This window comes from Streptomyces sp. NBC_01429 (assembly GCF_036231945.1).
In the GTDB taxonomy this organism is placed as follows: Bacteria; Actinomycetota; Actinomycetes; order Streptomycetales; family Streptomycetaceae; genus Streptomyces.
The window spans coordinates 6,325,702-6,339,052 of record NZ_CP109599.1; the positions used below are offsets into that span (position 1 = coordinate 6,325,702).

Annotated in this window: 7 protein-coding genes, 3 rRNA genes and 1 pseudogene; 7 read left to right on the forward strand and 4 right to left on the reverse strand. The window is 65.1% G+C overall.

The window, feature by feature from the left end; all coding sequences use genetic code 11:
* Positions 1-22 precede the first annotated feature (22 nt).
* The 3 genes from OG627_RS27890 to OG627_RS27900 form a co-directional block, all read right to left on the reverse strand.
* The gene (locus tag OG627_RS27890; protein ID WP_329069681.1) at positions 23-559 is read right to left on the reverse strand and encodes an HNH endonuclease; all 537 of its coding nucleotides are present in this window, start codon (positions 557-559) and stop codon (positions 23-25) included.
* Positions 560-712: 153 nt separating this feature from the next.
* Positions 713-1,252, reverse strand: a complete 540-nt coding sequence (locus OG627_RS27895) for a YbhB/YbcL family Raf kinase inhibitor-like protein (protein WP_329069683.1) — start codon at positions 1,250-1,252, stop codon at positions 713-715.
* 86 nt (positions 1,253-1,338) lie between these two features.
* Positions 1,339-2,121 (reverse strand): sporulation protein, encoded by a 783-nt coding sequence (locus OG627_RS27900; protein ID WP_329069685.1) that lies wholly within the window; start codon positions 2,119-2,121, stop codon positions 1,339-1,341.
* 106 nt (positions 2,122-2,227) lie between these two features.
* On the opposite strand from OG627_RS27900, the gene OG627_RS27905 reads away from it, so the two are divergent.
* From OG627_RS27905 to OG627_RS27930, 6 genes and pseudogenes are all read left to right on the forward strand, one after another.
* Positions 2,228-2,878, forward strand: a complete 651-nt coding sequence (locus OG627_RS27905; protein WP_329069687.1) for a DNA-3-methyladenine glycosylase — start codon at positions 2,228-2,230, stop codon at positions 2,876-2,878.
* 563 nt (positions 2,879-3,441) lie between these two features.
* Positions 3,442-4,967, forward strand: a 16S ribosomal RNA gene (locus OG627_RS27910).
* A 300-nt stretch (positions 4,968-5,267) separates the two neighbouring features.
* Positions 5,268-8,390 (forward strand): 23S ribosomal RNA (locus OG627_RS27915).
* Positions 8,391-8,524: 134 nt separating this feature from the next.
* Positions 8,525-8,641, forward strand: a 5S ribosomal RNA gene (rrf, locus tag OG627_RS27920).
* The 16S, 23S and 5S rRNA genes sit together here, the layout of an rRNA operon.
* 507 nt (positions 8,642-9,148) lie before the next feature.
* Positions 9,149-9,901 (forward strand): annotated as a pseudogene (locus OG627_RS27925) (hypothetical protein); the annotation flags it as partial.
* An 87-nt stretch (positions 9,902-9,988) separates the two neighbouring features.
* Positions 9,989-10,711, forward strand: coding sequence for a tetratricopeptide repeat protein (locus tag OG627_RS27930; protein WP_329073037.1), 723 nt, complete (start codon positions 9,989-9,991; stop codon positions 10,709-10,711).
* A gap of 109 nt (positions 10,712-10,820) precedes the next feature.
* Here OG627_RS27930 and OG627_RS27935 read toward each other — a convergent pair whose 3' ends face one another.
* Entirely contained in the window at positions 10,821-12,230 is a 1,410-nt protein-coding gene (locus tag OG627_RS27935; protein ID WP_329069689.1) for a DUF1015 domain-containing protein, read from the reverse strand.
* 74 nt (positions 12,231-12,304) lie between these two features.
* Between OG627_RS27935 and OG627_RS27940 the strand changes: the two genes are divergently transcribed.
* Positions 12,305-13,336: an HAD-IIA family hydrolase gene (locus OG627_RS27940; protein ID WP_329069691.1), complete on the forward strand. Its 1,032-nt coding sequence runs from the start codon at positions 12,305-12,307 to the stop codon at positions 13,334-13,336.
* Positions 13,337-13,351 lie beyond the last annotated feature (15 nt).

Below are 13,351 nucleotides of genomic sequence, written 5' to 3' on the forward strand. Positions count from 1 at the left end.
CGAACAGGACCCGAACCGTCCGCTATGCCGCGGGCAGTACGGAGCCGATGCCTCCGGCGGGCTCCCCGGTCAGCCAGTGCGGCAGATCGGACCGCTCGCCCGCCCGCAGCGCGAGCAGCATCGCCTCGGCGGGGGAGGGCACGAACGGCTGGTGCAGCAGCGGCATCCCTGCCTGCTCCGGCGTACGGTCGGCCTTGCGGTGGTTGTCCTCGGCACAAGAGGCGACCGTATTCAGCCAGTTGTCCCCGCCACCCCGGGAGCGCGGCACCACATGGTCCACCGTCGTCGCGCGCCTGCCGCAGTACGCGCACCGGTGCTGGTCCCGTATCAGCACCCCCCGTCTCGACCACGGCGCCTGTCTTCGGAAAGGCACCCGGACGAAACGGCAGAGCCTGATCACCCGGGGCACCGGAAGCTCCACAGCGGCGGCACGCACACGCAGCGCGGGATGGGCCTGCTCGACGACGGCCTTGTCCTGAAGCACCAGCACCACCGCGCGGTTGAGCGTCACCGTCGACAGCGGCTCGAAGCTCGCATTCAGCACCAGCGTGTCCCGCATCCTGTCCACCTCCCGTGTTCACCGGCCCCGCCCCATCGACAAGGCATCGGGCTTGGATCAACTCTGGCCGGGCGCGCCGAGAGGGACAACACAATAAAAATGCCCTGCCCTGATCTCTCCAAGACCAGGGCAGGGCAAACAAAAAGCAAACGGTCAGCCTCCGGCGGGGGCCGCGTACTCCCCGACGAGCTGAGCGCGCGCCAGTGTGTGGAACCGCAGATTGAAACCGACGACGGCCGGCGACGCGTCGCTGTCGGGACCGAGCCGCTCACTGTCCACCGCGTAGACGGTGAACACATAGCGGTGCGCCGGATCGCCGGGCGGCGGAGCGGCACCGCCGAAGTCCTTCGACCCGTAGTCGTTGCGCGCCTGCACCGCACTTCCCGGCAGCCCCTCGAAGGAACCCGTACCCGCGCCCACCGGAAGCTCCGTCACGGACGCCGGGATGTCGAAGACCACCCAGTGCCAGAACCCGCTGCCGGTGGGCGCGTCCGGATCGAAGCACGTCACGGCAAAGCTCTTGGTCTCCGGAGGAAACCCCTCCCAGCGCAGCTGCGGCGACGTGTTGCCCGCCGCCTGCACCTGGGCGTCCTTCAGTACGGCCCCGGGCGCGACGTCGTCGCTCACCACGGTGAACGACGGCACCTGGGGATGGAAGTCATGAGGGAGCGGAGCCCTCGTCGCCTCGGTCACGTCCGAACCTCCGAAAATCGGCTGGTACTGCTTACGGCCTTACAGCCCTACGGCCTACGGCCCACACCCGAGCCTAGATCTTCCGCCTAGAACCAGTTGCGACGGCCACCGACCTCGGCGAGCCACTGGTTGAGATAGGCGGGCCAGTCGGTGCCCTGGAAGTCGCCGAGACCCACCTGGAACGCCCGGAACGAGTCGCTGCCCTCGGTGAACAGACCGGGCTTCTTGTCCATCTCCAGGATCACGTCCATCTCGCGGTCGTCCGCGATGAAGGTCAGCTCGACCTGGTTGAGCCCCCGGTACTGCTGCGGCGCGAAGAACTCGATCTCCTGGTAGAACGGCAGCCGCTGACGGGTGCCGTGGATGTGCCCCCGCTCCATGTCCGCGCTCTTGAAACGGAACCCGAGATGGGTGAAGGCGTCCAGGATCGCCTGCTGGGCCGGCAGCGGGTGGACATGCAGGGGATCCAGGTCGCTGTTGTCCACCGCGCGCGCGATGTCCAGATCGGTGGTCACCCCGATGTTCATCCCGCGCAGCTGCTGGCCCTCGATGATGGTGATCGGGGTCTCCCAGGGGATCTCCAGACCGAACGGGACCACATGCGTCGCCCCGGCCTCCACCTCGAAGGCGCCGCCGACGTGCTCCTTGGCGAACTGGATGTCCTGCTTGACCTCCTGGTCGCCGCTCTCCACCTCGACCCGCGCCTGGAGGCCGACCGAGAGCCCCTGGATCTGCTGGTTCACCGAACCGCCCTGGAGCCGTACCTCTCCCTGGACGACCCCACCCGGCACCACGTTCGGCTCGGTCAGCTCCGTCTCGACGGTCGCCCCACCGGCACCGAGGCTCGCGAGCAGCTTCTTGAAGCCCATGTGTCCACTTCTTCCTTCTCGGGGTCCCGTTATCGAGGTCCCACGCGGTCCTGACCTCTACATACGCGCCATGACCGTAACCGGTTCCCGAGTACGCTCGTACGTCATGACCGAGACGCCCGACCGCCTGCCGCTGCCAAGGGAGTTCTTCGACCGGCCGGTGCTGGAGGTCGCCCCCGATCTCCTCGGCCGAACGCTGCTGAGGAACACGGACGACGGGCCCGTCGAACTCCGGCTCACCGAGGTGGAGGCGTACGCGGGCGAGGTCGACCCGGGCTCGCACGCGTACCGGGGCCGCACGGCCCGGAACGCGGTGATGTTCGGTCCGGGCGGACACGCGTACGTCTACTTCACCTACGGGATGTGGCACTGCCTCAACCTGGTGTGCGGCCCGGAGGGCGCCGCGAGCGGTGTGCTGCTCAGGGGAGGCGAGATCCGGGTAGGCGCCGAGCAGGCCCGCAAACGTCGCCTTTCGGCCCGGTACGACAGAGAACTCGCCAAAGGCCCGGCCCGCCTGGCCACCGCCCTCGATGTCGACCGCGCTCTGGACGGCACCGACGTCTGCGCCGGCCCCGAAAGCCCGCTGTCCGTTCTCACCGGCACCCCCGCCCCCAAACACCAGGTCCGCAGTGGTCCGCGCACGGGAGTCTCCGGAGCGGGCGGCGACGCGACCCTCCACCCATGGCGTTTCTGGATCGACGGCGACCCGTCCGTGAGCCCCTATCGGGCCCACGCTCCGCGGCGCCGACGAACTTGACTCGGTTCCACCGGCCACCTAATGTAGTCCGAGCCGCTTTCAACGGAGCACTGCTGTTCAGCAGCTTCCGGAGCGGCCATCCACTATCCAGCTGTAGCCCCTGACGGGTGTGGATTTCGGCATGCCGAAATTCGGACCCACCGACTCGATTATGAGCCGGGCGGGGATTCGGTTAAAGTAGTGAACACGTCGAGAGGCGGAGCCGAAAGGCAAAAGGCCAATCCAAAGGCCATCGGAATTCTGGAAGCGAAACACCGCCGAGAGAGTCTGATAGAGTCGGAAACGCAAGACGGAAACAAAACAAAGAAACACCGAAGGGAAGCGCCCGGAGGAAAGCCTCGGACAGTGTCCGTAGGTGAGTACAAAGGAAGCGTCCGTTCCTTGAGAACTCAACAGCGTGCCAAAAGTCAACGCCAGATATGTTGATACCCCGACCTACCGAATTATTCGGTGGGTTGAGGTTCCTTTGAAGAAAAAACACAGCGAGGACGCTGTGAACCACTGGTCTTATTCCGACCGGTGGTTCCGGCTCTCGTGCGTGTCGACCCGATTACGGGTAAACATTCACGGAGAGTTTGATCCTGGCTCAGGACGAACGCTGGCGGCGTGCTTAACACATGCAAGTCGAACGATGAAGCCTTTCGGGGTGGATTAGTGGCGAACGGGTGAGTAACACGTGGGCAATCTGCCCTTCACTCTGGGACAAGCCCTGGAAACGGGGTCTAATACCGGATAATACTTTCCTCCGCATGGGGGAGGGTTGAAAGCTCCGGCGGTGAAGGATGAGCCCGCGGCCTATCAGCTTGTTGGTGGGGTGATGGCCTACCAAGGCGACGACGGGTAGCCGGCCTGAGAGGGCGACCGGCCACACTGGGACTGAGACACGGCCCAGACTCCTACGGGAGGCAGCAGTGGGGAATATTGCACAATGGGCGAAAGCCTGATGCAGCGACGCCGCGTGAGGGATGACGGCCTTCGGGTTGTAAACCTCTTTCAGCAGGGAAGAAGCGCAAGTGACGGTACCTGCAGAAGAAGCACCGGCTAACTACGTGCCAGCAGCCGCGGTAATACGTAGGGTGCGAGCGTTGTCCGGAATTATTGGGCGTAAAGAGCTCGTAGGCGGCTTGTCACGTCGGATGTGAAAGCCCGGGGCTTAACCCCGGGTCTGCATTCGATACGGGCAGGCTAGAGTGTGGTAGGGGAGATCGGAATTCCTGGTGTAGCGGTGAAATGCGCAGATATCAGGAGGAACACCGGTGGCGAAGGCGGATCTCTGGGCCATTACTGACGCTGAGGAGCGAAAGCGTGGGGAGCGAACAGGATTAGATACCCTGGTAGTCCACGCCGTAAACGTTGGGAACTAGGTGTTGGCGACATTCCACGTCGTCGGTGCCGCAGCTAACGCATTAAGTTCCCCGCCTGGGGAGTACGGCCGCAAGGCTAAAACTCAAAGGAATTGACGGGGGCCCGCACAAGCAGCGGAGCATGTGGCTTAATTCGACGCAACGCGAAGAACCTTACCAAGGCTTGACATACACCGGAAACGGCCAGAGATGGTCGCCCCCTTGTGGTCGGTGTACAGGTGGTGCATGGCTGTCGTCAGCTCGTGTCGTGAGATGTTGGGTTAAGTCCCGCAACGAGCGCAACCCTTGTTCTGTGTTGCCAGCATGCCTTTCGGGGTGATGGGGACTCACAGGAGACTGCCGGGGTCAACTCGGAGGAAGGTGGGGACGACGTCAAGTCATCATGCCCCTTATGTCTTGGGCTGCACACGTGCTACAATGGCCGGTACAATGAGCTGCGATGCCGCGAGGCGGAGCGAATCTCAAAAAGCCGGTCTCAGTTCGGATTGGGGTCTGCAACTCGACCCCATGAAGTCGGAGTTGCTAGTAATCGCAGATCAGCATTGCTGCGGTGAATACGTTCCCGGGCCTTGTACACACCGCCCGTCACGTCACGAAAGTCGGTAACACCCGAAGCCGGTGGCCCAACCCCTTGTGGGAGGGAGCTGTCGAAGGTGGGACTGGCGATTGGGACGAAGTCGTAACAAGGTAGCCGTACCGGAAGGTGCGGCTGGATCACCTCCTTTCTAAGGAGCACTTCTTACCAGGCTCTGCCTGGTCAGAGGCCAGTACATCGGCGAATGTCTGATGCTGGTTGCTCATGGGTGGAACGTTGACTATTCGGCACGGTTGTCCGGGACTTACAAGTACTGCTTCGGCGTGGAACGTAAGGATAGGAGAATCGTGCCGGGCGCGCTGTTGGGTATCTGAGGGTGCGAGCGCTGCTCGCCCTTCTGCGATACCGGCCCCGGTGAACTCCACTTCTGGTGGGGGTGATGGGTGGCTGGTCGTTGTTTGAGAACTGCACAGTGGACGCGAGCATCTGTGGCCAAGTTTTTAAGGGCGCACGGTGGATGCCTTGGTACCAGGAACCGATGAAGGACGTGGGAGGCCGCGATAGGCCCCGGGGAGCTGTCAACCGAGCTTTGATCCGGGGGTGTCCGAATGGGGAAACCCGGCAGTCGTCATGGGCTGTCACCCGCTGCTGAACACATAGGCAGTGTGGAGGGAACGAGGGGAAGTGAAACATCTCAGTACCCTCAGGAAGAGAAAACAACCGTGATTCCGGGAGTAGTGGCGAGCGAAACCGGATGAGGCCAAACCGTATGCGTGTGATACCCGGCAGGGGTTGCGTATACGGGGTTGTGGGAGTTCTTTTGATCGGTCTGCCGGCCGGTCGGCGAGTCAGAAACCGTATGGATAGGCGAAGGACATGCGAAAGGTCCGGCGTAGAGGGTAAGACCCCCGTAGCTGAAATCTGTACGGCTCGTTTGAGAACCACCCAAGTAGCACGGGGCCCGAGAAATCCCGTGTGAATCTGGCGGGACCACCCGCTAAGCCTAAATATTCCCTGGTGACCGATAGCGGATAGTACCGTGAGGGAATGGTGAAAAGTACCGCGGGAGCGGAGTGAAATAGTACCTGAAACCGTGTGCCTACAAGCCGTGGGAGCGTCGCTGTATGTGCTTGCACATACAGTCGTGACTGCGTGCCTTTTGAAGAATGAGCCTGCGAGTTTGCGGTGTGTTGCGAGGTTAACCCGTGTGGGGAAGCCGTAGCGAAAGCGAGTCCGAATAGGGCGATTTAGTAGCGCGCTCAAGACCCGAAGCGGAGTGATCTAGCCATGGGCAGGTTGAAGCGGAGGTAAGACTTCGTGGAGGACCGAACCCACCAGGGTTGAAAACCTGGGGGATGACCTGTGGTTAGGGGTGAAAGGCCAATCAAACTCCGTGATAGCTGGTTCTCCCCGAAATGCATTTAGGTGCAGCGTCGTGTGTTTCTTGCCGGAGGTAGAGCACTGGATAGGCGATGGGCCCTACCGGGTTACTGACCTTAGCCAAACTCCGAATGCCGGTAAGTGAGAGCGCGGCAGTGAGACTGTGGGGGATAAGCTCCATGGTCGAGAGGGAAACAGCCCAGAGCATCGACTAAGGCCCCTAAGCGTACGCTAAGTGGGAAAGGATGTGGAGTCGCAGAGACAACCAGGAGGTTGGCTTAGAAGCAGCCATCCTTGAAAGAGTGCGTAATAGCTCACTGGTCAAGTGATTCCGCGCCGACAATGTAGCGGGGCTCAAGCGTACCGCCGAAGTCGTGTCATTGCAGTACATACCCCCAACGGGGACTGTGATGGGTAGGGGAGCGTCGTGTGCCGGGTGAAGCAGCAGCGGAAGCTAGTTGTGGACGGTTCACGAGTGAGAATGCAGGCATGAGTAGCGATACACACGTGGGAAACGTGTGCGCCGATTGACTAAGGGTTCCTGGGTCAAGCTGATCTGCCCAGGGTAAGTCGGGACCTAAGGCGAGGCCGACAGGCGTAGTCGATGGACAACCGGTTGATATTCCGGTACCCGCTTTGAAACGCCCAGTATCGAATCCATTAATGCTAAGGCCGTGAAGCCGTCCTGGAGCCTTCGGGCAAAGGGGAGTGGTGGAGCCGCTGATCCAAGGTGGTAGTAGGTAAGCGATGGGGTGACGCAGGAAGGTAGTCCAGCCCGGGCGGTGGTTGTCCCGGGGTAAGGGTGTAGGGCGTTGTCCAGGTAAATCCGGACAGCACAAGCCTGAGACCTGATGCCGAGCCGATTGTGGTGAAGTGGATGATCCTATGCTGTCGAGAAAAGCCTCTAGCGAGTTTCATGGCGGCCCGTACCCTAAACCGACTCAGGTGGTCAGGTAGAGAATACCGAGGCGTTCGGGTGAACTATGGTTAAGGAACTCGGCAAAATGCCCCCGTAACTTCGGGAGAAGGGGGGCCATTCTAGGTGATGGAATTTACTTCCTGAGCTTGGGGTGGCCGCAGAGACCAGCGAGAAGCGACTGTTTACTAAAAACACAGGTCCGTGCGAAGCCGTAAGGCGATGTATACGGACTGACGCCTGCCCGGTGCTGGAACGTTAAGGGGACCGGTTAGTCAATCTTCGGGTTGGCGAAGCTGAGAACTTAAGCGCCAGTAAACGGCGGTGGTAACTATAACCATCCTAAGGTAGCGAAATTCCTTGTCGGGTAAGTTCCGACCTGCACGAATGGCGTAACGACTTCTCGACTGTCTCAACCATAGGCCCGGTGAAATTGCACTACGAGTAAAGATGCTCGTTTCGCGCAGCAGGACGGAAAGACCCCGGGACCTTTACTATAGTTTGATATTGGTGTTCGGTTCGGCTTGTGTAGGATAGGTGGGAGACTTTGAAGCTTGGACGCCAGTTCAGGTGGAGTCGTCGTTGAAATACCACTCTGGTCGTGCTGGATGTCTAACCTGGGTCCGTGATCCGGATCAGGGACAGTGTCTGATGGGTAGTTTAACTGGGGCGGTTGCCTCCTAAAGAGTAACGGAGGCGCCCAAAGGTTCCCTCAGCCTGGTTGGTAATCAGGTGTTGAGTGTAAGTGCACAAGGGAGCTTGACTGTGAGACCGACGGGTCGAGCAGGGACGAAAGTCGGGACTAGTGATCCGGCGGTGGCTTGTGGAAGCGCCGTCGCTCAACGGATAAAAGGTACCCCGGGGATAACAGGCTGATCTTCCCCAAGAGTCCATATCGACGGGATGGTTTGGCACCTCGATGTCGGCTCGTCGCATCCTGGGGCTGGAGTCGGTCCCAAGGGTTGGGCTGTTCGCCCATTAAAGCGGTACGCGAGCTGGGTTTAGAACGTCGTGAGACAGTTCGGTCCCTATCCGCTGCGCGCGCAGGAGTCTTGAGAAGGGCTGTCCCTAGTACGAGAGGACCGGGACGGACGAACCTCTGGTGTGCCAGTTGTTCTGCCAAGGGCATGGCTGGTTGGCTACGTTCGGAAAGGATAACCGCTGAAAGCATCTAAGCGGGAAGCCTGCTTCGAGATGAGGACTCCCACCTCCTAGAGGGGTTAAGGCTCCCAGTAGACGACTGGGTTGATAGGCCAGATGTGGAAGACCGGTAACGGTTGGAGCTGACTGGTACTAATAGGCCGAGGGCTTGTCCTCAGTTGCTCGCGTCCACTGTGTGGTTCCCGGGTTGCGAACAGTCGCACCGGTTGAACCAGTATGTTTTCTAATTGAAGAGCGTGCTTGTTCGCTAAGTGCCGATATCCCATTTTTTTGGGATGGCCCGATAGGGTTTCGGTGGTCATAGCGTGAGGGAAACGCCCGGTTACATTCCGAACCCGGAAGCTAAGCCTCACAGCGCCGATGGTACTGCAGGGGGGACCCTGTGGGAGAGTAGGACGCCGCCGAACAATCTTTCATGGACCCGTGGTCCAGCGTTCACGCTGGACCACGGGTCTTTTTTGTTTTGTCCCCGCGTTTTGTACCCCCTCTTTTGCTCGAAGCGCACCGGAAGCCCGACTGCGCGAGAATGACTGCGGTACCCGAAGACAGGAGCCCCACCGATGTCCCCCAACTCCTCCGACGACCGTCCCGAGCGCGACCCGCGCCGCGGTGACAGCGGCGACCGGGGCGGCTTCCGCGGAGGCCGTGACGATCGCGATCGCGGACCGCGACGTGATGACAATCGCGGTGGCGGGTTCCGCGGTGCGCGTGATGACCGTCCCAGTGGTCCGCGTCGCGACGACCGTCGTGATGACCGGCCCTCTTCCGGTGGTGGCTTCCGTCGCGACGACCGTTCCGGCGGTGCTCCGCGTCGTGACGACCGTGGTGGCCGGCCGTCCGGTGGCGGCTCCGCCAGTGGTGGGTACGGGCGTCGTGATGACCGTCCCCGCAGCGACGGGCCGCGACGTGACGAGCGTTCGGGCAGTGGTGCTCCGCGTCGGGACGACCGTCCCACTGGTGGTGGCTTCCGTCGCGATGACCGTCCGACCGGCGGCGGGTTCCGTCGTGACGACCGTCCGACCGGTGGTGGGTTCCGTCGTGATGACCGTCCGACCGGTGGTCCGCGTCGTGATGACCGTCGTGATGACCGGCCCTCCTCCAGTGGCGGTGGCTTCCGCCGTGACGACCGTGGTGGCAGCGCCCCCCGGCGTGACGATCGCCCCAGCGGCCCGCGTCGTGATGACCGTCCCGCTGGTGGTGGCTTCCGTCGCGATGACCGTCCGACCGGCGGCGGGTTCCGTCGTGACGACCGTCCCAGTCGTGACGACCGTTCCAGCGGCCCGCGTCGTGATGACCGGCGTGACGACCGTCCGTCGTTCCGCCGTGACGACCGTCCCAGCGGCCCGCGTCGTGATGACCGGCCCTCCTCCAGCGGTGGTTTCCGCCGTGACGACCGTCGTGATGACCGTCGTGATGACCGGCCCTCCTCCAGCGGCGGTGGCTTCCGTCGCGACGACCGTGGTGGCAGCGCCCCCCGACGTGACGACGACCGCAGGGGAGGACGTCCCACCGGAGGCCGTCCCACCGGCAGTGGCGGCGGCGCTGGCGGTTACGGACGCCGTGACGACCGTGACCGGGACCGCGGCGGCCGCCCGAGCGGTGGCGGCTACCGGGGCCGGGACGACAGCCGGAGCGGCGGCTACGACCGTCGGGACGACCGGGACCGTGACCGCGATCGCGAGCCGATCAAGCGGCTGCCGATCCCGGAGGACGTCACCGGTGACGAGATCGACAAGGGCGTGCGTCAGGAGCTGATGAGCCTGCCGAAGACGCTCGCCGAGGACGTCGCCAAGAACCTCGTCATGGTCGCCAAGCTGATCGACGAGGATCCGGAGCAGGCGTACGCGTACTCCCGTATCGCCCTGCGGCTCGCCTCCCGGGTCGCCGCGGTCCGCGAGGCCGCCGGCTTCGCCGCGTACGCGACGCAGAAGTACGCCGAGGCGCTGGCCGAGTTCAGGGCGGCGCGGCGGATGACCGGTGGCGTCGACCTGTGGCCCGTCATGGCGGACTGCGAGCGCGGCCTCGGCCGTCCGGAGCGCGCCATGGCGATGGCGGGCGAGCCCGAGGTGCAGAAGCTCGACAAGGCGGGACAGGTCGAGATGCGGCTCGTCGCGGCCGGTGCGCGCCGGGACATGGGGCAGATCGAGGCGGCCATCGTGACGCTTCAGGGCCCCGAACTCGCCGCGCACGCCATTCAGCCCTGGACCGCGCGGCTGCGCTACGCGTACGCCGACGCCCTGCTCTCGGCGGGCCGTGAGGACGAGGCGCGGGAGTGGTTCGGCAAGACGGTCGAGGCCGACAAGGACGGCATGACGGACGCCTCCGACCGGCTCGCCGAGCTGGACGGGGTGGAGTTCGTCGACGCCATGGGCGAGGACGAGCCCGAGGCCGCGCCCGGCGCCGAGTCTCCCACCGCCGAGTCTCCCGCCGCAGCCGACAGCCGGCCCGAGACCGGGACGGCAGACGACAACAGCTGAGTGACACAAGCGATCCATAGAAGTGGGGCGGTATCCCGGACCGGGGTACCGCCCCACTTTTCTTTGGTGGGCGAGGCGCCGCCCGCGTCAGCCTCGTGTCAGTCCCGTGTCAGCCCCGCGCGAGGTCGCGCAGCACCAGCCCCGTCGCCGGTTTGGGACCGAAGGACGTGGACTTGCGCGGCATGGTGACGCCCTGGCGGGCCAGCTCCCGTACGACGTCCTCGCGCACCGGATGCAGCAGCACCGCCGTACCGCCGTGGCGCTCGGCCTGGGTGACGGCCGCCTCCGCGTCGTGGATGTAGGCGATGTGCTCCGGGTCGTCCGGGATGCGCCAGAGATGGTCGAGGAGGGTGGAGTGCAGGACCGTCGCGTCCAGTTCGCGCCAGGCCGCCGGCCGGTCGGCTCGTACCGTACGCGCCAGGAGGTCCTGGTCCGGGCGGTCGACCAGGTGGAAGCGGCCGTCCCCGGCGAGCAGGAACGCGTTCGCTGCGGCCGCTGTCTCCGCGAGGATCTCCAGCGCCCGGGGGAGCGGCCCCTCGACCGTGCGGACCCGGAAGGAGCCCGGGGCGTCATGGAGGGCTTCGAGCGCGCGGTCCACCGGCAGCCGGTGGAGTAGCCGGTGGATGGCGCGGACCTGGAGGGGGTAGCGTGCCGTGTCGATCAGCAGGACCAGCCCGTAGCCCCAAGGGCCGGGCCCGTCGGCCGCGACTCCGGCTCCCGCTCCGGCCCCTGTCCCTGTCCCGGTCCCCGCCCCGGTCCCGGTCCCGTTCGCGGCCGTGTGCTCGGCGCTCAGCCGCAGATAGGTGGCCCAGCGGTGGTGCCCGTCGGCGATCAGGGCCTGGTGGTGGGCCAGATCCCCGGAGATCTCCGCGAGCTCGCCGGGGTCGGTGACCGACCACAGCCGGTGGCTGAAGCCGTCCTCCGTGGTCGTGGTGAGGAGCGGCGGGCGGCCGAGGGCGCGCTCGATCACCCCCGAAGTGCCCGAGGGGCCCGTGGCGCCCGTCGCGTCCGACGCGGTTTCCGCGGGTGCCGTCCGCGGCTCGCCCCGGTACGTCAGCAGCAGGGGTTCCAGATTCGCCGCCGTCGTCCGCAGCAGGTCAGCGCGGTCCTCCACCACGTCCGGCATCACGTCCTCGTGCGGCAGCACGATGCCGTCCGCCGGCGCCGAGAGCGCCAGCGCCCCGATGACGCCCCTCTGCAACACCTCGCCCCTGCGCTGCTCGTACACGTAGAGCGCGGGCTCGGGATCCGGCGCGAGGATGCCCTCGGCCTGCCACCGGCGCAGCGTCGCCGCCGCCTGGCGGTGCCGCTCCTCGGCGGTGGCGGCCTGCGGGAGGATCAGCCGGACGATGTTGTACGGGTCCGCCGACTCCAGATGGTGCAGCCCGTCGGGTCTGACGACCACGTCGTACGGGGGCGAGGTCACGGCCGACAGACTGCCGACCCGTTCGGGGACATAGCGGAGCCCACTGAACGGAATCAGCCGCAGCCCCTTGTCCACGGGACCTGTTGTGTTCATTTACGCATCGTATGTGTACGGCGGGTGATGGGGGATGATCGTGGGAGAAGTCCCCAGCGAGGAGCGTAAGACGGATGAGCCAGCAGAGCAGGACCAGGCCGAGCGGGAACGCGACCGCGCTGAACGAGTCGTACGACACTGCCCTGCTCGATCTCGACGGGGTGGTCTACGCGGGCGGGGAGGCCATCGCGCACGCCGTGGACTCGCTCGTCACGGCCAGGGACGCGGGGATGCGTCTCGCGTACGTCACCAACAACGCCCTCCGCCCGCCGGAGGCCGTCGCGCGTCATCTGACGGAACTCGGCGTCCCGGCCGGGCCCGAGGACGTGATCACCTCGGCGCAGGCGGTGTCCCGGCTGATCGCCGAGCGGTTCCCGGCCGGATCGAAGGTGCTGGTCATCGGCGGGGAGGGACTGCGGGTCGCGCTGCGCGAGCGCGGTCTCGAACCGGTGGAGTCGGCCGAGGACGGTCCGGTCGCTGTGGTGCAGGGCTACGGCGGTCCCGATCTGGCGTGGGGGCGGTTCGCCGAGGCGTGCTACGCGATCAACCGCGGGGTGCCGTGGTTCGCTTCCAACACCGACCTGACGATTCCGAGCCCGCGCGGGATCATGCCGGGCAACGGCGCGGCGGTCGAGGTCGTACGGATCGCCACGGGCGCCGAGCCGCAGGTGGCGGGCAAGCCGCTGCCCCCGATGCACCGCGAGACGATCCTGCGGACGGGCGCCAGGCGCGCGCTCGTCGTGGGGGACCGGCTGGACACGGACATCGAGGGCGCGTTCAACGGCGGGGTCGACTCGCTGCTCGTGCTGACCGGGGTGACGGACGGCGCGCAGCTGCTGGCCGCCGCACCCGAGTACCGGCCGACCTATGTCGACGCCGATCTGCGCGGACTGCTGACCGGGCAGCCGGACGTCACCGGGGGCCCGGACGGCGGTTTCGGGTGCGGCGGTTGGACGGCCTCGGTCGGCGGGGACGCGCTGGTGCTCGACGGGGACGGTGACGCGCTGGACGGGCTGCGCGCGCTGTGCGCGGCGGCCTGGACGGACGCGGGCGAGGGCTCCTGCGCGCGGGAGACGGGCAAGGCGCTGGCGAAGCTCGGCCTCTGAGCCCGCGCGCGGAAG